The 20458-nt window shown below is 67.7% G+C and carries 14 protein-coding genes and 1 pseudogene; 8 read left to right on the forward strand and 7 right to left on the reverse strand.

The window, feature by feature from the left end:
• Positions 1 to 3 precede the first annotated feature (3 nt).
• The 4 genes from AC1AXT_RS01355 to AC1AXT_RS01370 form a co-directional block, all read right to left on the reverse strand.
• A complete protein-coding gene (locus tag AC1AXT_RS01355) occupies positions 4 to 540 on the reverse strand; it encodes an N-acetyltransferase family protein (RefSeq protein WP_476540008.1) in 537 nt (178 codons plus the stop codon).
• 89 nt (positions 541 to 629) lie between these two features.
• Entirely contained in the window at positions 630 to 3863 is a 3234-nt protein-coding gene (locus AC1AXT_RS01360) for a UPF0182 family membrane protein (RefSeq protein ID WP_476540010.1), read from the reverse strand.
• Positions 3864 to 3953: 90 nt separating this feature from the next.
• Positions 3954 to 5294: a glycoside hydrolase family 3 N-terminal domain-containing protein gene (locus tag AC1AXT_RS01365; protein WP_476540012.1), complete on the reverse strand. Its 1341-nt coding sequence runs from the start codon at positions 5292 to 5294 to the stop codon at positions 3954 to 3956.
• 66 nt (positions 5295 to 5360) lie between these two features.
• A complete protein-coding gene (locus AC1AXT_RS01370) occupies positions 5361 to 5822 on the reverse strand; it encodes a nucleoside 2-deoxyribosyltransferase (RefSeq protein WP_476540013.1) in 462 nt (153 codons plus the stop codon).
• A gap of 194 nt (positions 5823 to 6016) precedes the next feature.
• Between AC1AXT_RS01370 and AC1AXT_RS01375 the strand changes: the two genes are divergently transcribed.
• The 6 genes from AC1AXT_RS01375 (at position 6017) to pgl (ending at position 12131) form a co-directional block, all read left to right on the forward strand.
• On the forward strand, positions 6017 to 6316 hold the full coding sequence (locus AC1AXT_RS01375; protein ID WP_476540016.1) for a FeoA family protein: 300 nt from the start codon (positions 6017 to 6019) through the stop codon (positions 6314 to 6316).
• A 71-nt stretch (positions 6317 to 6387) separates the two neighbouring features.
• A complete protein-coding gene (feoB, locus tag AC1AXT_RS01380) occupies positions 6388 to 8430 on the forward strand; it encodes a ferrous iron transport protein B (RefSeq protein ID WP_476540017.1) in 2043 nt (680 codons plus the stop codon).
• The gene (locus AC1AXT_RS01385) at positions 8427 to 8768 is read left to right on the forward strand and encodes a hypothetical protein (protein WP_476540019.1); all 342 of its coding nucleotides are present in this window, start codon (positions 8427 to 8429) and stop codon (positions 8766 to 8768) included. Before feoB ends, AC1AXT_RS01385 begins: the two co-directional genes overlap by 4 nt.
• A gap of 38 nt (positions 8769 to 8806) precedes the next feature.
• A complete protein-coding gene (gene zwf, locus AC1AXT_RS01390) occupies positions 8807 to 10366 on the forward strand; it encodes a glucose-6-phosphate dehydrogenase (protein WP_476540021.1) in 1560 nt (519 codons plus the stop codon).
• Positions 10363 to 11337, forward strand: coding sequence for a glucose-6-phosphate dehydrogenase assembly protein OpcA (locus AC1AXT_RS01395; protein ID WP_476540022.1), 975 nt, complete (start codon positions 10363 to 10365; stop codon positions 11335 to 11337). The genes zwf and AC1AXT_RS01395 overlap by 4 nt, the downstream gene beginning before the upstream one ends.
• Positions 11334 to 12131: a 6-phosphogluconolactonase gene (pgl, locus tag AC1AXT_RS01400; protein ID WP_476540024.1), complete on the forward strand. Its 798-nt coding sequence runs from the start codon at positions 11334 to 11336 to the stop codon at positions 12129 to 12131. The genes AC1AXT_RS01395 and pgl overlap by 4 nt, the downstream gene beginning before the upstream one ends.
• Before the next feature lie 81 nt (positions 12132 to 12212).
• On the opposite strand, the gene gndA is transcribed toward pgl, so the two are convergent.
• Entirely contained in the window at positions 12213 to 13670 is a 1458-nt protein-coding gene (gene gndA, locus AC1AXT_RS01405) for an NADP-dependent phosphogluconate dehydrogenase (protein WP_476540026.1), read from the reverse strand.
• Positions 13671 to 13729: 59 nt separating this feature from the next.
• Positions 13730 to 14401 (reverse strand): Type 1 glutamine amidotransferase-like domain-containing protein, encoded by a 672-nt coding sequence (locus AC1AXT_RS01410; protein WP_476540028.1) that lies wholly within the window; start codon positions 14399 to 14401, stop codon positions 13730 to 13732.
• A gap of 233 nt (positions 14402 to 14634) precedes the next feature.
• On the opposite strand from AC1AXT_RS01410, the pseudogene brnQ reads away from it, so the two are divergent.
• Positions 14635 to 15978, forward strand: a pseudogene (gene brnQ / locus AC1AXT_RS01415) (branched-chain amino acid transport system II carrier protein); the annotation flags it as partial.
• Between the two features lie 454 nt (positions 15979 to 16432).
• Here the strand turns inward: brnQ and AC1AXT_RS01420 are convergent.
• Complete coding sequence (locus AC1AXT_RS01420) at positions 16433 to 19330, reverse strand: heavy metal translocating P-type ATPase (RefSeq protein WP_476540030.1); 2898 nt, start codon at positions 19328 to 19330, stop codon at positions 16433 to 16435.
• 220 nt (positions 19331 to 19550) lie between these two features.
• Here AC1AXT_RS01420 and AC1AXT_RS01425 point away from each other — a divergent pair, with 220 nt between their 5' ends.
• Positions 19551 to 20447: an SDR family NAD(P)-dependent oxidoreductase gene (locus AC1AXT_RS01425; RefSeq protein ID WP_476540032.1), complete on the forward strand. Its 897-nt coding sequence runs from the start codon at positions 19551 to 19553 to the stop codon at positions 20445 to 20447.
• The last annotated feature ends 11 nt before the right edge of the window (positions 20448 to 20458 follow it).

Genomic DNA, 20458 nt, shown 5'->3' on the forward strand with positions numbered 1-20458 from the left:
CGTTCAGGCGATGTCGCGGTACCAGTAGCTCATGTCGCGCATCATGCCGGTCGAATCGGTCGCTGCATCGGGCAGCAGCCCGAACCTGCGGAACCCGAAGCGTTCCATCAGCGCGATCGAGCCCTGGTTGGTGGCGAAGATGATGCCGACCAGCTTGCGCATGCCGCGCAGGCGCGCCTCGTCGATCAGGCCGGCAAGCGCAAACGAGCCGACGCCGCGGCGCCTCCAGGCGGGGTCGACGTAGTAGGCGACGTCAGCGACCCCGTTGTAGCCGGCGCGGCCGTAGAACTCCTCGAGCGCGCAGAACCCGACGGTGCCCAGCGCCTCGCCGTCCGCGCCGCGCGCCTCGATGACGAACACCTGGTAGGGGTCTTCATGGCCTTCGATCCATGCGAGCCGCTGCGCGACGGTGCGCGGGGTGGTGTCGGCTGAGGAGCCGCCCGCCTCGATGGCGGCGTTGTAGATGCCGGTGATGGCTTCGGCGTCGTGCGTCTCGGCCGGGCGCATGGCATAGCTGTAGGGAGGGTGCGTATCGTTCATGGCTGCCAGCGTAGCGGCGGCATACGATGACGGGGCGCAGGCATGGAAAAGGGCCCCGGATGGGGGCCCTTCGCTTGCCGGACGCCGGCCTATTCGAGCTCGATGGCCTTGTTGAGTGCCTCCTCGAGCTTCTTCTGCGCCTCGCCATAGGCGCTCCAGTCGCCGTTCTTCATCGCCTCGTCGGATTCCTTGAGGGCGTCCGAAGCGTCGGCGAGCGCCTGCTTGAGCGCCTCGGACGTGCCGGAGGAGCCCGAATCCCCCTTCGGGGACGAATCTTCGGGAGCGCTGCCCGAAGACCCGGAGGACGAACCGGACGATGCGCCGCCGGAGGAACCGGAACCGCCGGTGTTGGCCGCATCCCCCGCGTCGGCGCCGGAATCGCCGCCGAAGACCTGGTTGAGGGCCTCGTCCAGCGTGTCGGCGAAGCCCACCTGGTCGCCGAAGGCCACCAGCACCTTCTTGAGCAGCGGATAGCTGGTCGTGCCGGACGACTTGACGTATACCGGCTCGACGTAGACGAGGCCGCCGCCCAGCGGCAGGGTCAGCAGGTTGCCGCGCTCCACCTGGGTGGAGCCGGATTGCAGCAGGTTGAGCTCCTTCGACACGTCGGCGTTCGCGTTGAAGTTGTTCTGCACCTGGCCGGGGCCGGGCACGTTCGTGTCCTTGGGCAGTTCCTGCAGGCGTATCGTGCCGTAGTCGGGGCCGACGACCCCGGCGGTGCTTCCGGCATCCGAATCGACGGACAGGAAGCCGGTGAGGATCTCGCGGGTGGAGGAGCCGGCCGGAATGTAGCTGCTGGTCAGCGAGAACACCGGTTCGTCGGCGCCGCCGGTCTGCAGCGTCAGGTAGTAGGGCGGCTGCTGCACGTCCTTGGCCTGCTCGGCCTTCGATTCGGTCGGGTCGACGGGGACCTGCCAGAAGTCCTCGCCCGAGAAGAACTGGTTGGCGCTGGTGACATGGTACTTGCTCAGCAGCTGGCGCTGCACCTTGAACAGCCCCTCCGGATAGCGCATGTGGCTCATCAGGTCGCCGGACATGTCGGCGATGGAGTGGTACTGGCCCGGGAAGATCTGCCGCCATGCCTTGATGACCGGATCGTCCTCGTCCCATACGTACAGGTCGACCGAACCGTCGTAGGCGTCCACGGTGGCCTTGACGGAGTTGCGCATGTAGTTGACCTTCTTGCTGCCCAGCGACGAGACGGTATCGGACGATACCGTCGTCGAATCCTGCGTCGCTTCCGACAGGTCGGTCATCTGCGCGTACGGCATCTGGTCGGAGGTCGTATAGCCGTCGATGATCCACTTGACGCGCCCGTCGACGACCGCCGGATAGACGCGGCCGTCCAGCGTCAGGTAGGGGGCGACCTTGGCGACGCGTTCCCTGGGGTTGCGGTCGTAGAGGATCTGCGACTCCGAGGTGACGCGGTCGGAGAACAGGATCTGGTCCGAGCCGAAGCGGATGGCGTACATCAGGCGGCTGAAAATGTTGCCCAGGCCGGGGCCGCCATCGCCGTCGAACGTCGTCGTCGCGCCTTGCGAGCCGGTCGGGTAGTCGAACTCCCAGCTTTCGGTGCCTTCCGGCGCGCCGACGATGGAGTATTCCGGCGCTTCGGGAGAGAAGTAGATGCGGGGCTCGTAATGCTGCGTCTCGGTCAGGTAGCCCTGCGTCGGGATGCCGTATTCGAAGAACTCGGGCTGCCCGTCGCTGGTGACCTTGTTGCCGTAGGCCGCCACGACGCCGTAGCCGTGCGTATACACGGTGTGGTCGTTGACCCAGTTGCGGTTGTCGTTGCCCGACAGGTCCAGCTCGCGCGCCGCGATGACGGTGTCCTGGCTCGTGCCGTCGATGTCGTACTTGTCGACGGAGAGCGTGTCCGCGAACGTGTAGTACTGCTTCATCTGCTGCAGCTGCTTGAACGTCGGCGACACGATCTGCGGGTCGAGCAGGCGGATCTGCGCGGTCGTTTCCGCTTCCTGCGACAGCGCGCCGCTTTCCGCCTTGGTCGTCGCGTCGTATTCCTCCGTCTTGACGGCGTCGAGGCCGTAGGAGGCGCGCGTGGCGTCGATATTGCGCTGGATATAGGCCGACTCCTTCTCCTGCGCGTTCGGGTTGACGACGAAGCGCTGCAGCAGCGCAGGGTAGAGCACGCCGACCAGCAGTGCGGCCACCACGCCCACGGCGACGGACACGGCCGGCACGCGCCATTCGCGCCACGCGGCGCGCGGCGACGCATAGCGGGTCTGCGCCGTGGCCGACAGCGACCTGGCCGTCAGCAGCCAGACGCCCACGGCTATGCCGATGGCCAGCGTGATGGCGGCCATGATGGCGATGGCGGGGATGGAGGCCTGCACGTCGGTGTAGGTGGCGCCGGTAATGCGATCGCCTTCCTGCGTGAGCGTGTCGAACATGCCGAGCCCCTGGTTGGCGGCCCAGCCCGCCATGACGAGGATGAACCATACGGCGATCTGGCGGCGCGCCCGCGTGGTCATCGTGAACAGGCCGCGGCCATGCACGGGCATCGTGAACCGGATGCCGCTCATCGCCACATGCGTGACGACGCTGAACAGCAGCCCGGCGACCAGCAGCACCTCGACGGCACCCATGATGAGCTTGAGGCCGGGCAGCACGAAGACGTAGAAGCCGTAGTCGATCCCGAACTGGGGATCGGACTGTCCGAAGGACTGCGCGTGGAACATCAGCAGCAGCTCGGTCCAGTTGAAGTTGAACTGCGCGCCGAACGCCAGGCCGGCGATGGCCGAGCAGACGATGGCCACGCGGCGCGCGCCCTTCGACGTGACCGACTTGCCGATCTCGATCGTGTCGCCGTTGAAGCGGATCGTCGAGCCGTCCGCGCGGTCGGGGCGTGCGCGTATCGCCAGCGTCGCCGATAGGTAGCTGACGAGCCCCATCGCCACGACGTAGACGGCCCATAGCCCGACTCTCGTGCCCAGCTGGGTCCAGACGACCGACTCGAAGCCGAGCTGGCCGTACCACATCACGTCGGTGACGAACCGCGAGAGCGCGAAGAACAGCGCGACGATGACGGCGAGCGCGACGAGCACGCCGATGAGGATCTTCGTGCCGCGGCCGGAATGGGGGCGCCTGGGACGCGGCGCCTTGCGCGTGATGCGCGGGTGGGAGCCGCCGGGAGGCGCACCGGAACCGGCGGCGTCGCCGTCGGCCTGCACGTCGAGGATGACCGGGTCGCCCGGATCAGCGGACTGTCCGGAAGACGGGGAATTGCCGTCCTTCCCCTTGCGCGGGTCGCTGCCGCCGCTGGAGGGGGTGAACATCGGTCCGAATGCATCGAAAAAAGACATTGTTCCAGCATACCGGAAGTTTCTTCTCAGCATGCGGAGCCCCACATGGCTCCACAGATTCTTTCCAAGCGGCGCGCGTGGCCTTTCGGCTCAGTTCTTCTGGTTGAGGTTCATGCGGTATTTCAGGGTGAGCACGCGCTCGGCCGCCGCCTTGACCTGCGAGCGGAACGTCGCGTCCGTTTTGGCCAGCCCCACCATGCCCTCGAGGATGGGCTCGACGAGGCTGCGGTCCCCGACGCAGATGAGGTCGCCGCCTGCGGATACGAAGCGGGTGCCCAGCTGCGTGGCGGGGAACCCGGAAACGGTCGCCGCGGACAGGGAATCGGAGACGACCACGCCGTCGAAGCCGGTCTGGCCGCGCAGGATGTCGGTGATGATGTAGTGCGAGAAGCAGGCCGGGGAACCCGGATCGAGGTTCGTGTAGGTCGCCAGCGACATCATCACCATCGGCGGATCGCCTTCCTTGATTGCCTTGGTGAACGCCTCCATCTGGATGCTGTCGACCGACGTGACGTCGTCGACGGTGCCTTCTTCGCTGAAGTCCGTATTGCCGGTCACGGCGCCCAGTCCCGGATAGTGCTTGACGGCGGAGGCGATGCCGGCCGCGGACATGCCGTCGATGAACGCCACGGCATGCCTGGCGTTGCCATCGGCGTCAAGGCCGAAATCGCGGTCGAGCGCCCCGATCGGCGCGTTCGAGGAACGGTCGATGACGACGGTGTCGACGCTGGGCGCCAGGTCGACGTTGACGCCGGACGTGTTCAGCTGGCCGCCCCAGGTCTGCGCGTCGGACTGCAGCTGCGCCACAGTCATCCTGCCCTGTTCGACGGCGGAGGGAATCGTGGAGAAGCCGGCTCCCTTCAGGCGCTGCACCTGACCGCCTTCCTGGTCGGCGGCGATGAACAGCGGCATCTGCTTGCTGCCGGCGGCGTAGGACTGCAGCGCGGTCGTGACCTGCCGGACCCCGGCGATGCCGTCGGTCCAGTTGCCCAGCAGCAGGACGGACCCGACCTTGTCGGTCTCCACCAGCTCCTTGACGGCGGTGGCGTCCTCCCCGGCCGACAGGGGCACCATGACCAGCTGGCCGATCATCTCGTCGATGCCCATCGCGTCGACCGCGTCCTTGGCGAGGCTTTCCGGCGTGGCGCCGGCAGCTTCCTCCTTGCCGGAGGCCGAAGCGTGCGGGGCTGCCAGCTTTTCCAGGTCGCTGGAAATGCGCGTCGCCGAATCGCTGGCGATCGTCTCCTGCCGTTTCAACCACGTCTTGCCGCCGAAGAACCACGATCCGAAGACGAGCGCGACGGCGACGATGGCGACGACGGTGAGGAACGATGCGCTGCGCAGCTTTTCCAGGCGCCGCCGCCAGCGCCCGTGCCGGGCGCCCCCTTCCGGCTCGTCCGCCGTCCCTCGCATGTTCTTCGGTCCGTTCATAGCTGCCATTGTGCCACGGGGACGCCGCCGCGCCCCGGCAGGCGCGCGCGGCGTTCCCCCTAATCTTTAATAGATGTCGACGCTTACCGACTCGAACTTGCCTGAATCGAGCAGCGCCTCGAGGTCCGCCGGGCCGGTGAGGATGACCTTGGCGGCCTCGACGATCTTCAGGTTCATCCGCGTGCCCGGCAGCATCCCCTCGTCGTAGACGTATACCGGCTTGCCCAGCGCATAGGCATAGCCGATGTCGAACATCGTGCCCGGATCCTCGTCGAGCACGTTGGCGATGACGGCCTCGCTGTTGGCGATGGCGTTGAGGTCGGTCTGGAAGCAGCGTTCGGGGCCGAGCGTGTCGAGCGGCGCGTCGAAGCGCGGGCGGAACATCTTCTTGTGCCGCACCTGCAGCACGTGTTCGAGCCGCTCCATGCTTTCCATCTGCGGATGCGTGAAGAACGGGCCGGCGACGTAGAAGTCGTAGATCGGCTTGTCGGAAGTGAAGTCAACGGTTTCGGTATGCAAAGTTTCCATGCATCCATTGAACCTCGCCCTCCCTTTTCAGGTTGCCGGGTTGGCTTTGGGATTAACGCGGCGCATGCCCGCAGAAGGGATAACTAATCCGTTTTGATGGACGCTAATCCAAAAATTCCGCAATGCGGAACCTTTCCACGGCATTTCGCGCCAATCGGTTGACGGCCTTTCGCATTTCCTCCACAATCGGAACCATGAACCCTTCCCCCTGCGCCGGCATGACGCTGCGCGACGCCCCGCTGCAACGCGACGTGACCATCAGCGCAATCCATCTTGACGAGCGGCACCGCTTCCGCATGCTCGAGCTCGGGCTGCGCGCCGGCACCGTCGTGCGGGTCACGCAGAAGGCCAGCTTCGGCGGCCGGGTCGTCGCCCGCGGCAACGAGCGCATCGCGCTGGACGGCGCCACGGCACGCAGCATCGACGTCGCGCTCAAGGCACCCATCGAAGGGCGTGCCGGCGTCGCCGTCGCGCCGGTAGGGCCGCAAGCCTGACGGCCCGCAAGGCCGCCCTGCGCATTCCGGCACCGCCCCCCCCTTATTCCCGATCACGAAAGACGCCGACGATGAATGACTGCCATGAATCACGGCGCGGCCTTGCCGCGCTCCTGCCCGAACGCCGCCACGGCCACGAAGATGCCGGCGGCGCGTGCTGCACGGCCCCGGACGGCGCCAGCACAGCCCCCCGCGCGCCGCGCGTGGTGTTCATCGGCAACCCCAACGTCGGCAAATCGTCGCTGTTCAACGCGATACTCGGCGCCAAGGCGCGCGTCATGAACGCCCCCGGCACCACGGTGCTGCTCGAACGCGGCGAGTACGCGGGCCCCGACGGCAGGATCTGGAACCTGATCGACACCCCGGGCACCTATTCGCTGCTGCCGCTGTCGCCCGACGAGGAAGTGGCATCGCAGGCTGTGACGGGCGCCGAAGGCGAGCCCTCCCCCGACCTCATCGTCGCCACCCTCGACGCCACGAACATCTCGCGCTCCCTGTATTTCCTGGCGATGGTCCTCGAACTGGGCCGCCCCACCGTCGTGGCGCTGACCATGAACGACCTGGCGCGCAGGAACGGCGCGCGGGTCGACCCCCAGGCGCTCAGCGACGCGCTGTCGGGGGTGCCCGTCGTCGAAGTCGACGGACGCACCGGCGCGGGAACGGCGCAGCTGATGGACGCCATTGCCTCCGGATTCGCCGGAACCCCGATGCCGCAGGGGCTCGAACCCGTCGATGCCGCGCACGCCGATCTGCGCGCGTGGGTCGAGGAAGGCGCCGACGAGCGCTTCGACTGGGCGGCGCGCGTCATCAGCTGCCTCGACCTGGAAAGCCGCCAGCGCGAAACGCTCTCCGACCGCATCGACCGGTGGCTGCTCAACCCGGCGCTCGGCATCGTGCTGTTCCTCGCCATCATGTTCCTGGTGTTCCAGGCCACGACGTGGCTCGCCGGACCGATGCAGGACTGGATCGACGGGGACCTGCGCGGCTGGATCGTCGGCGGGGCCGACGGCCTGTTCTCGCTCTTCGGCCCCGCCGCGGCAGACGGCTGGTTCCACGGGATGGTGGTCGACGGCGTCATCGACGGCATCGTCACCGTGCTGACGTTCCTGCCACCGATGGGCATCATGTTCATCCTGCTGTCGCTGCTTGAGGATTCGGGCTACCTGGCGCGCGCCGCCTTCGTCATGGACCGCGCGATGCGCATGGTGGGCCTCGACGGGCGCGCGTTCCTGCCGATCGTCGTGGGCTTCGGCTGCAACCTACCGGCGCTGGCCGCCACCCGCACGCTGCCCGATTCACGCCAGCGCGTGCTTACCGGCATGCTGATTCCGTTCTCCTCATGCACCGCGCGCCTGTCGGTCTACCTCGTGCTCGCCTACGCGTTCTTCCGCGACCAGGCCGGGCTGGTCGTATTCGGCATGTACGTGTTCTCGGTGCTGCTCATCCTTGCCGTCGGCGTGCTGCTGCGCAAGGTGAAGTTCCGCTCGCTGGAACCCGAGCCGTTCGCCATCAGCCTGCCGCCCTACCAGTGCCCGAAGGCGGTGGCGCTGGTCAAATCGGTGCTCCTCAAGCTCTGGAACTTCATGAAGGGCGCCTCGACGATCATCGTTTCGATGATCGTGCTCATGTGGTTCCTCCAGGGCATTCCGGCCACGGCCAGCGCCGGGTCGTTCGGCGACGTCGAGGACGTGCACGATTCGGTGTACGGCGTCGTCGCGGACGCCATCGCGCCCGTCTTCAAGCCCGCGGGCTTCGGCGACTGGCACGCTTCGGCGGCCCTGATGACGGGCTTCGTCGCCAAGGAGGTCGTCGTCGGCTCGCTCGCCCAGTCCTACGCCATCAATACCGGCGACGAGGACGAAGCGCAGCAGGGCGAGGGCTCGCTGGGCGCCGCGATCCGTACCTCGTTCGACGAAACGTCGGCAGGCCACGGCCGCGCCGCGGCCATAGCGTTCCTGCTGTTCACGCTCGCCTACACGCCCTGCCTGGCGACGGTGGCCGAGCTCAAGAGGCAATTCGGCGGCAAGGTGGCGATGCAGACGGTCGGCCTGGGCCTGGTCGTCGCCTATCTGCTGGCCGTCATCGCCTTCCAGACGTTGAGGTGGGTGCTGTGAACGGCGCCTTCCGGGCCACGGGACACGGCACCGCGGCTGCCCGGCGCCCGCAAGGCGTCGTCGAGCGGGTCGTCGCCAGCCTCAAGGGCGGCATGAGCGTCAGCCAATGCGCGCAGGCCATGCGCCTGCCGCGCGATTTCGTCGAGCAGATCGTCGAACATGCCCGCGCGGCCGGCAGCCTCGACGTCGTCGTGCTCGACTACCGCAATGGCTGCGGGTCGGGAGCTTGCGACCCCGACCCCTCCTCGCTGGTATGCGCAGGGTGCCCGCTCGCTCCGGCAGGCGCCGCTCACCGCATCGGCATCCGCGCGGCGCTGCGGCGCCTGGGGCGCCATTGAGCCGGGATGGTGAGGCCGCGGCGTTAGGATGGTGCGTTATGAATGAAAGTCCCCTGGCTGCCAAGCCATCCGAAGCGTGGCGCAACCCGCTGCGCGACCCGCGCGACCTTCGGCTGCCGCGCATAGCGGGGCCCTGCAGCATCGTCATCTTCGGCGTTACCGGCGATCTGGCGCGCAAGAAGCTGCTGCCCGCCATCTACGACCTCGCCAACCGCGGGCTGCTGCCGCCCGCCTTCGGGCTGACCGGCTTCGCGCGCCGCGACTGGACCGAAGAGCAGTTCCGCCAGTTCGTCAAGGACAACGTGCAGGCCCACTGCCGCACCCGCTTCGACGAAGCCACCTGGAGCCAGCTGGCGCGGGGCATCCGCTTCGTGCAGGGCACGTTCGAGGACGCCAGGGCATTCGAGCGGCTCAGCGACACCGTCGCCGAACTCGACCGCGACCGGGGCACGCGCGGCAACCACGCATTCTACATGTCGGTGCCGCCGCGCGATTTCCCCACCGTGGCCCGCCAGCTGGCCAACTGCGGCCTGGCCCATTCGACCGAAGGCTCCTGGCGCCGCGTCATCATCGAAAAGCCGTTCGGCCACGACCTGGAAAGCGCGCGGCGCCTCGACAAGGTCGTCTCGGAGGTGTTCGACCCGCGTTCGGTGTTCCGCATCGACCATTACCTGGGCAAGGAAACGGTGCAGAACCTGCTGGCGCTACGCTTCGCGAACACGATGTTCGAGCCGGTGTGGAACGCCAACTACGTCGACCATGTGCAGATCACGATGGCGGAGGACATCGGCGTCGCCGGGCGCGCAGGCTACTACGACGGCATCGGTGCCGCCCGCGACGTCATCCAGAACCATCTGCTGCAGCTGCTGGCCCTCACGGCGATGGAAGAGCCCGTCTCCTTCGCCGCGGAGGACCTGACCGCCGAGAAGACGAAGGTGCTGTCCGCCGTGCGGCTGCCACGCGACCTGGCGGCCCATACGGCACGCGGCCAGTACGCCGCCGGCTGGCAGGGTTCCGAAGAGGTGTGCGGGTACCTCGAGGAAAAGGGCATCGACCCGCACTCGACGACCGAGACCTACGCGGCGGTGCGCCTCGACATCGATACGCGACGCTGGGCCGGCGTGCCGTTCTACCTGCGCACCGGCAAGCGCCTGGGGCGGCGCGTCACCGAAATCGCCGTCGTATTCAAGCCGGCCCCGCACCTTCCCTTCGAGTCGACGGCGACCCAGGAGCTCGGCAAGAACGCCATCGTCATCCGCGTCCAGCCCGACGAAGGCGTGACGCTCCGCTTCGGTTCCAAGGTCCCTGGAGGCACCTCGATGGAGGTGCGCGACGTGTCGATGGACTTCAGCTACGGCCGCTCGTTCACCGAATCGAGCCCCGAAGCCTATGAACGGCTCATCCTCGACGTGCTGCTCGGGGATCCGCCGCTGTTCCCCACCACCCGCGAGGTGGACCTGAGCTGGAAGATCCTCGATCCCATCGAAGGGTTCTGGGCCACGCTCGGGCAGCCCGAACCATACCGCGCCGGAACGTGGGGGCCTGAATCTGCCGATGAAATGCTCGCCCGCGACGGGCGGCGCTGGAGGATGCCATGATCATCACGATGAGGGACACCGAAACCAACGAGGTGTCCGACAAGCTCAACGCGCTGCACGAGGAGCGGGGCGAAGCGGTGCTCGGCCGCGTGCTCACGCTGGTGGTATCCGTCGCGGAAGGCCAGCTGGAGGATGCGCTGCGCGTCGCCAACGATGCCAGCCGCGAACACCCGTGCCGGGTCATCGCCATCGCGCCAAGCATCCGCCCGGATGACGAGCGCGACGAGGCCGGCCGCACGTTCCTGGATGCCGAGGTGCGCATCGGAGCCGACGCAGGCGCCGGGGAAATCATCGTCCTGCGGCCGCGCGGCGGCCTCGTGCACCATCAGGATTCGCTGGTCATCCCGCTGCTCGTGCCGGATGCGCCCGTCGTGGCGTGGTGGCCTACTGAGGCGCCGGCCAACCCTTCGAAGGACCGGCTGGGGGCCATGGCCACCAGCCGCATCACCGATGCGATGCGTTCGTCCAACCCGATGCGCACGATGGCGGACCTGCGGCGCAACATGAGCCCGAAGAACGTCGACATGAGCTGGACGCGCATCACCGTCTGGCGCGCGATGCTCGCGTCGCTGCTTGACCAGCCGCCGCACCTGCCCATCACGTCGGTGCGCGTCACCGGACCGCAGGGGTTCCTGCCGATGGACATGCTCGCCGCGTGGCTGCGCCTCAAGCTCGGGGTGCCCGTCACCATGGAGGCCGAGCCCGATGCGACGGCGGTGACGGGCGTATACATGACCCGCGCCGACGGCGTCGTCAGCCTTGAGCGGCGCCCCGCCGACGAGGGCATCGCGACCGTGCGCTTCCCCGGCCAGTCCCCGCAGGCCATCACCGTGCCGACGCGCACGCTGCAGGAGTGCCTGAGCGAGGAACTCGGGCGGCTCTACCCTGATGAAATCTATGCCGAAGTAGTCACGCGGGGCTGGGACCTGATCCACCCCGACAATCCCAAGCAAAGGAGCAACGAAGCATGAGCAGGCACCGGATCATCGCCTACCCCTCCCCCGAACTGATGGCGCAGGCCGTGGCGGCGCGCACGCTGCTGCTGCTCGACGACCTGCTCGCCCAGCCGGCGCGTCAGCGCGCCGATATCGCCGTGACCGGCGGCAGCGACGGCACGGCCATCCTCAAGGCGATGGCGGCATCGCCGCTGCTCGACGTCGTCGACTGGTCCCGCGTGCACGTATGGTGGGGCGACGAACGCTTCGTCAAGGCCACCGATCCCGAACGCAACGCCGCGGCGGCCCGCGAGATCCTGTTCGACCAGCTGGTCCGGGAAGGCAGGATGCCGCAGGAAAACGTCCACGAAATGCCGGCGGATTCACGCTCCCCCGAGGAGATCGCCCATGCCGGCGATGACGAGAACGCCACGATGCTGGCGAATGCGGCAGCCGTCTACGAGGAGGAGCTGCGCGCGCAGCTCGGCCCCTCCCCCTCGCTGGACATGGCGATGTTCGGCCTGGGACCCGACGGCCATTTCGCATCGCTGTTCCCAGGCCGGGACGAGGTGCTGCTCGACAACCCCGACCAGCTGGTGACCTTCGTCGATCACTCCCCCAAAATGCCTCCGCTGCGCCTGACCATGACGGTGCCGATGATCACGCGTTCGAACCGTACCTGGATCTGCGCGTCCCGCCCGGTCAAGGCGCGCGCCGTCGCGATGACGTACCTGGGCCATCGCGACCCGCAGGCGCCCGCTTCCTTCGCCGACGCCGCCGAGGAGCTGATCTGGTTCACCGACGCCGACGCCGCTGCGCGGGTGTGCTGACGCGCCAACGGAAATCGGGAAATCAGGAGAGGGGTGCCGGTCCAGTCCGGCACCCCTCTTCTATTTCCCGCGGCAAGAAGCCTAGGCCTTCACCTCGCGCTGCGCGTCACCCTCTTCGGCCCACAGGATGTGGAAGCTGCCGGGCTCGTCGACGCGCTCATAGGTGTGCGCGCCGAACAGGTCGCGCTGCCCCTGGATCAGGGCCGCCGGCAGGCGCGTGGAGCGCAGCCCGTCGAAATAGGCCAGCGAGGAGGAGAAGACCGGGCACGGGATGCCGTGTTCGGCGGCCTTCGCCACCACCTTGCGCCATGAAGGCTCGCTCGCCTCGATGCCTTCCTTGAAATAGGGGGCGAACAGCAGCGACACGTCGGCCGCGCCCGATTCGTACGCTTCGGCGATCCGGTCGAGGAACTTGGCGCGGATGATGCAGCCGGCGCGCCAGATGCGCGCCACCTGCGCGAGGTCGAGGTTCCAGCCGTATTCGGCGCCGGCCGCGGTGATTTCGTTGAACCCCTGCGCGTAGGCGACGATCTTCGAGGCGTACAGCGCCTTGCGGATATGCTCGATGAACGCGTCGCGTTCCTGTTCGGTGACGTCGAAGCCGGCCTCGGGGCCGGTGAACCCCTGGCGCTGCGCCTCCTCGCGCAGCTTCGCCTGCGACGACAGGCCGCGGGCGAAGACCGCTTCGGCGATGCCCGTCACCGGCACGCCGAGCGTCAGCGCGCTCTGCACCGTCCACGTGCCGGTGCCCTTCATGCCGGCATGGTCGACGATGACGTCGACCAGCGCCTTGCCCGTCTTCGGATCCTCCTTGCGCAGCACCTGCGCGGTGATCTCGATCAGGTACGAGTCGAGCTCGGTGGAGTTCCACTGCTCGAAGACGTCGCCGATCTCCTTCGGGCTCATCTTCAGGCCGCGGCGCATCAGGTCGTAGCTTTCGGCGATCAGCTGCATGTCGGCGTATTCGATGCCGTTATGGACCATCTTGACGAAATGGCCGGCGCCGTTCTCCCCGATATGCGCCACGCAGGGCGTGCCGTCGGAGGCCTTCGCGGCGATGGCCTCGAACATCGGGCGCAGGCGCTGCCACGACTGCTCGGAACCGCCAGGCATCATCGACGGGCCCAGCAGCGCGCCTTCCTCGCCGCCGGAGACGCCGCAGCCGACGAAATGGATGCCCCGCTTGCTCATGTCGCGTTCACGGCGCACCGTGTCGCCGTAATAGGCGTTGCCGGCGTCGACGATGATGTCTCCGGGTTCCATGCAGTCGGCCAGCTCGTTGATGACCGCGTCGGTGGGCTCGCCCGCCTTGACCATGATGATCGCCACGCGCGGCTTTTCCAGGCTCGCCACGAACTGCGCGACGGTGGTGGACGGCACGAAGGAGCCCTCGTCGCCGTAGCGTTCCATGAACCGTTCGGTACGTGACGCCGTGCGGTTGTAGACGGCTACCGTGTATCCATGGCGCGCCAGGTTGCGCGCCAGGCTCGCGCCCATTGCAGCCAGCCCGACCACGCCAACGTTCGCTTCTGCACCCATGCCAAACCTTCCTTATGATTGCCGGGATTAACGCATTCGAACGACCAGTGTACGCGCCGCTACACCCACCCCAGCGGGTTCGGATAGGAACGCACCCGCAATGCGCCGCCTTCCACGATGGCCGCCTGGTCGTTGCGCAGCGGCAGCGGCGCAGGGCCGCCGCGGGCACGCTGCATGACGCGCGTGGCGCTGGCGCCAAGCGTAGCCGAACCCACATGGGGGACGACGCGCCGGTCTATGAACCCAAGCCCCGACAGGTCCGCCAGCCCCGGAGCGGCGCTGGCCCGGTCCATCGCGCCGATATGGCCGATGTGGGCGCCGGCGATGACGGCGCCGGCCGATTCGCCTGCATACGGCTTGCCGGCGCGCACCAGCGTTTCGATCAGGCATGCGGCGCCCGAACGGCGCAGCTCGTCCATCAGGTAGAACGTGTTGCCGCCGCACACGTAGATCACGTCCGCTTCCGACAGCTGCTGCGCCACCCATGACGGCCGGGCATGCCCGGCGCGCACCAGGCGCACCTGCACGCCGAGCGCATGCTCCAGCGGCCAGCGCATCGCCCTGTTCACCCAGCCGTAGCCTTCCGGATAGCTTGCGGACGAGATGAACGCCACCGTGCGCCCCTTGAGCCATCGGGCGCCGAACGCCTGGCGCATAGCGGGGATGACGCAGAACATCGAGCCGGCAAGGACCAGCCGCATCGCCGGACGCCTTTCAAGCGCGCATCCCATGGGTTCCTCCTTGCCGCTATGCCGGTATGCCGGCATTCCGGCACCGTCGGATATCTTATCGCCGCCGGATGGGCGCCTCCCCATTCAGCCCACAGCGCGCCGCCGGGGCCCCGAGTTCCGCGGCGCCAGCGTTCCGCGGCTTTTTGGTGCGTTATGGTGGAACAGTCCAATTCCATCGAACTACCAAGACCATGCGCGGGCCGCAAGCAGCCGGCCGCGCTACGGAGCACACCATGAGCGATACACCACGCGGGGCGGCAGGCCGCCCGCAGCTGTCGGGACGGGCGCGAGCCGTCGTCGCCGTCACCTTCTTCTCCATGTTCTTCGGCGCCGGGAACCTGATCTTCCCGCCCTATGTGGGCGCGCTTGCCGGCAACCAGGCCCCCGCGGCGCTGCTCGGCTTCATCATCTCGGCCGTCGGGCTGCCGGTGCTGGGCGTCGTGGCCGTCTCCTTCGCCGGCGGTTTCGCGCGCCTCGCAGGACGCGTGTCCAAAGGCTTCGCGACGGTGCTGGCGATCGCGATCATCCTGACCATCGGCCCGCTGTTCGCCATTCCACGTACCGCCTCCACGTCCTTCGAAATGGCCGTCGCGCCGTTCGTGGGCGACGGCGCGCAGGGATGGGCGCAGCTTGCCTATTCGCTGGTCTTCTTCGTGCTCGCGTTCCTGGTGGCCCAGCGCCCCGAAAAGCTCTCGAAGGTGCTCGGACGCATCATGGGGCCGGTATTGCTGGCGATGATCGTCGTGCTGCTCGTCGTATGCCTGTTCATCAAGCATCCTTCGTTCAGCGCGCCTGCGGGCCCGTTCAGCGCCAACCAGTTCGGGGAGGGATTCCTCAACGGCTACCAGACGATGGACCTGCTCGCCGGGCTGTACTTCGGCATCGTCATCTCCGCGAATATCCGCGACATGGGCGTCAAGGGCCGCAAGGCCAACCGCCGCGAAACGGCGCGCTCCGGCGTATTCGCCGGCATCATGCTCGTCGTCGTCTACGCCGCGCTGGGCTTCATCGGCATGGTGTCCGGCTCGATCGCGCCCATCGACGCGGACGCCGACACCGGCGCCACCGTGCTGACCAACCTGACCCAGCATGCGTTCGGGGAAACCGGCACCGTGTTCGTCGGCATCATCTTCGTCATCGCCTGCTTCAACGTATGCGCCGGCCTGATCAGCACCGTCAGCTCGTTCTTCCATGACCGCTTTCCCACGGTGGGCGGCACAAAGGTGGGCTACCGGGCATGGAGCGCCCTGTTCACGCTGGTCAGCCTCGTCATTTCCAATCTCGGCCTCAACGCCATCATCAAGATTTCCGAACCGATCCTCGAAGCGCTCTACCCAATCGCGATCGTGCTGGTCGTGCTGTCGCTGCTGCACAAGCGGTTCACCGGAAAGCACCGCCGCGTCTACTTCTGGACGGTGCTGTTCACCGCCATCGATTCGGTGGGCACCTGCATCGTCAGCCTGACGGAGCTGTTCGGAGGCCATATCGACTGGCTGTCGCAGCTGCTCGATTCCATCCCGCTGTCGGAAATCTCCCTGGGATGGGTGGTGCCGGCCTTCGTCGGCGCCGTCATCGGGTTCGATATCAGCATGTTCCACCGCAACTGGAAGCATGACGAGGACGATATGCCGGCCGACGAGGATGCCGATGAGGAAGGCGTCGACGAGGACGGCGCCGCGCAGATCGCGCCGCAGCCGGACGAAGGAGGCAAGCCGCTCACGCACCGGGAAAGGAAGGAAGCGCGCAGGCAGGAGGCCAGGCGCGCGGCGAACGAAGCGCGCAAGGCGCGGGTGGCTGCCCGCGAGGAAGCCCGGCAGGCGCCCTCGCCGATTGCCGGGGGCACCACCGTCGCGCAGCAGGTGCGCATGGCGCAGGAAGCCAAGCGGCGGCGCGACGAGGAGGACGAGCTGCCCGAGGATTAAAGCGGCTGCCCAGGCGGGGCGCATGGGCGCCCCAGGGCAACGATGAGGGGGGCGCCTTTCAGCAAGGCGCCCCCCTCATCGTTGCCCTACGAAAACGTGGCCTTAGGGCTCAGTGGTTGGAATTCGAATCATGCTTGGCCAGGCGGGTCGGGCTGTCGCAGTACAGCGCCGGGTTGGCGTCGAACTTCTCGGCGCACGCCACGCTGCAGAAGTGGAAGACGTGGCCCTCGTACTGGCGTTCGGCTGCAGCGGTCTCGCTGGTCACCATCATGTCGCATACCGGATCGATTTCCGGTACGCCCTCTACGCTCTTGCGTTCCTTCATGGCAAGTCCTTTCACGGTTTGCTGTGCTGTCATCGGGCCCGGCTGCCCCTGCCAATCGAAATCGAGGTCCAGGGGCTTGGCGCCGCGCCGCTTCGTACTTCTAGGCTTAGCATGCCCTGGCTGGAACGCGTGCAGCCTGTTTGCGTTCAGCACAACCGACAGCGACGAGAACGCCATGGCGGCGCCGGCGATCATCGGGTTGAGCAGCACGTGGAATACCGGGTAGAGCACGCCGGCCGCAACCGGTATGCCGAGTCCGTTGTAGCCCAGCGCGAACGCGAGGTTTCCCCGGATGTTGCGCATCGTGGCGCCGGAGAGGTCCAGGGCGGTCACCACCTGCATCAGGTCGCTGTTCATCAGCGTCACGTCGGCCGACTCGATCGCCACGTCGGTGCCGCCGCCCATGGCGAACCCGATATCGGCGCGGGCCAGCGCCGGGGCGTCGTTGATGCCGTCGCCCACCATCGCCACGCACCGTCCCTGCGCTTCGAGCGCGGCGATGACCTGTTCCTTATGCTGCGGCTTGACCTGGGCGACGACATGGCGGATGCCGACCTGCGCCGCCACCGCGTCGGCGGTGGCCTGCGAGTCGCCGGTCAGGAGCACCACGTCGATGCCGCGCTCCTCAAGGCTGCGCACGGCGCGCGCGGACGTGGGCTTGATTTCGTCGGCGACGGCGAACACGGCGGCCAGGCTGCCGTCGATCGCGGCGGCGACCGGGGTGGCGCCCTGCGCGGCGGCCCGGCCCATCATCTCCTGCGCCAGCGCCCGCTGCGGCGCCGGGATGGCGCCCGCAAGCAGTTCGAGATTGCCGACCAGCACCTGTCGGCCGCCTACGACGGCACGGATGCCTTGGCCGGCAAGCGCTTCGAAGCCATCCGCGTCCTCGAGCGGCCCGGCCGGATCGGCGGCCTGGGCGATCGCCTTCGACAGCGGGTGTTCGGAAGGCCGTTCGGCGGCCGCGACGGCCTGCAGCACGGCACGGTCGGAATCTTCGTCGGGGTCGCCTTCGAAGAACGCGCCGTTGTCGAACACCCACCATGCCACGAGGCGCGGCTTGCCTTCGGTGACGGTCCCCGTCTTGTCGAGCACGACGGTGTCGACGCGCCGCGCGTTCTCCACCGCTTCGGCGGAGCGGAACAGCACGCCGTATTGGGCGCCCTTGCCGGTCGCGATGGTGATCGACAGCGGCGTGGCCAGCCCAAGCGCGCACGGGCAGGCGATGATGAGCACCGAAATGGCCGCTACGAGGCCCTGCAGCCCTACCGGCGGCACGCCGGCGACCCACCATAGCGCGAAGGTCCATATGGCGATGAGGATGACCGTGGGCACGAAGATGCCGGCGACCTTGTCCGCCATCCGCTGCACCGGAGCCTTCGACGTCTGGGCGGCCTTGACCAGCGCGATGATCTGGGCGAGCACCGTGTCGGAGCCGACGCGCGTGGCGCGGTAGCGGAAGGTCCCGTTGGCGTTGACGGTGGCGCCGGTGACGGCGTCCCCCTCGCTTTTGGACACCGGCATCGGCTCGCCCGTCACCATCGATTCGTCGACCGATGAGCGGCCCGACACGACGACGCCGTCCACCGGAAGCTTGTCGCCCGGGCGTATTTCGAGGATGTCGCCCGGCACGACGTCGGCGGCGTCGGCATCGCGTACCGTGCCGTCGGCGCCGACGATCCGGGCCGTGGAGGCCTTCAGGCCGACGAGGGCGCGCACTGCCTGTCCGGTCCCCTCGCGGGCCTTGGCTTCCAGCAGCTGGCCGAGGATCATCAGCGCGATGATGGTGCCGACCGCTTCGTAATAGGGTTCGCGGGATCCTTCAGGCAGCAGCGACGGGGCCACGGTGGCCACCAGGCTGAACCCGAATGCCGCGCATGTGCCCAGCGTGACGAGCGAATTCATTTCCGGCGCCCGGTGCGCCAGCGCCAGCCAGCCGGTGCGGTGGACGGGCCAGCCGCAGTAGAGTATGACCGGCGTGGCGAGCGCCAGCTGCAGCCACGGCGACAGCGCCCAGGCAGGCAGCGAGGAGCGCGCCCAGCCGCCTACGGCGGGGATCATCGGCAGCATCGCCACGCACAGCAGCGGCACGGCGAAGATCAACGCGACGGCCAGGCGCCTTTTCAGCGAGGAGATTTCCTCCCGCTGGGCGATGCGTTCCGCCTCCTCGACGTCGGCGGCGTTGTCCGTGGCGCCGGCATCGCCATATGCCGCGCCGCACTGGCGTTCCGCGGCGTCATGCGCCGGTTGCGGCGCCGGCATCGGGGCGGCCGGGTCGCCGTGCGCATCGGGTTGCCCGCCCCGCGCGCCATCCGGCTCCCCGGCCACGCGCAGCATGCCGTGCAGCATGTTCATGCCGCACGCATAGCCATAGTCGCCGCTGGCGAGCGCCGGCAGGTCCACTTCGGTGCGCGAGAACGGGGCCAGCGCCACGTCGATGCCAAAATCCTCGAACACGACGTGCGACGAGCATTCCCCGCTCTCCTGCCGGTCGAACGTCAGATGGACCGGCTTGCCGGGCTCCAGCTGCAGCACGGCCGGGGTGTACCCTCCCCGCACGGTGATGACTGCCGATTGCGAACCCGCCTTCTGGGTCGCCCCCACGGCCTTGCGCGGCGCGAAGAAAAACCACAGCAGCAGCGCGGACAGCAGCGCCGCCACGATCAGGACGATGGCTGTCGACATGTTTCCCCTCCCTTGGTGTTGGCCAATGATTCTAGAAGATGAACCGCACGGCACGGCGAAATCTTCCGCGAACGGCCCGATTGCGCCGTAAACCGGGCGATTCGCGGCGCATCGTCGCGACAATGCGCCTTGTGCTGGACGCCAAAGCCGGCACGGCTCCCCCGGCGCGGAGGGACAATGGAAACGTTACGGACATGCCACGGTTCACAGGAGGCTAGCGATGGCATATACGGTCGTTACCGGAGCGGACGGGGGGCTGGGACGCGAGCTTGCGATGCAGAGCGCGCAGGCAAACCAGGACCTCGTCCTCACGGGACTCAGTCAGGAGGGCCTTGACCAGGTCAAGGCGGAAATCGAAGGCAAGCTGCATGTCAAGGTCGCCACGATCGCCCTTGACCTGAGCAAGCCGGACGCCCCGGCGCAGCTGCATGCGTTCACGCAGCGAAACGGATTCGAGGTGACGCGGCTGATCAACAACGCCGGTTTCGGCGACTATGCGAAATTCGTCGACGCGAAGTGGGGCAAGCTCAACGCGATGATGGCGGTGAACATGCACGCCGTCGCCGAACTGACCTACCTGTACGGCAGGGACTTCGTCCATCAGGGCGACGGCAAGATTCTCAATATCTCGTCGATTGCCGGCACGATGCCGGGACCCTATATGGCGATGTATTTCGCCACGAAGGCGTTCGTGCGTTCGCTGGGGCTGTCGCTCGCCTATGAGCTGCGCGGCACCGGGGTGACGATTACGACGGTATGCCCCGGCCCCGTCGCCACCGGCTTCGAAAAGGCCGCTTCCATGCGCGGCAAGAACTTCTACAGCTATGTCAAGCCGGCCACGGCGCAGCAGGTGGCGGCCTTCGCGTTCAAGAAGATGATGGGCGGCAAGCCGCTGGCGTATGCCGGATGGTTCGCCAAGGCCGGTTCACTCGCCGCGCGGCTGCTGCCGAGCCGGCTGATGGCGTCCATCGCGGCGACGATGAACGGCGGCGACCCCGACGCCGTGCCGTCGCAGCGCCAGGGCGGCTGCCCGCTGCGCCGGCTCGTGCGCAAGGAGGAGACGCGGCACGCCGAGCAGAAGGCGCAGGATGCGGCGATGGGGCCGCGCCTCGAGTAGCAGGGAAACCC

The sequence above is a fragment of the Bifidobacterium sp. LH_450 genome, assembly GCF_056356715.1.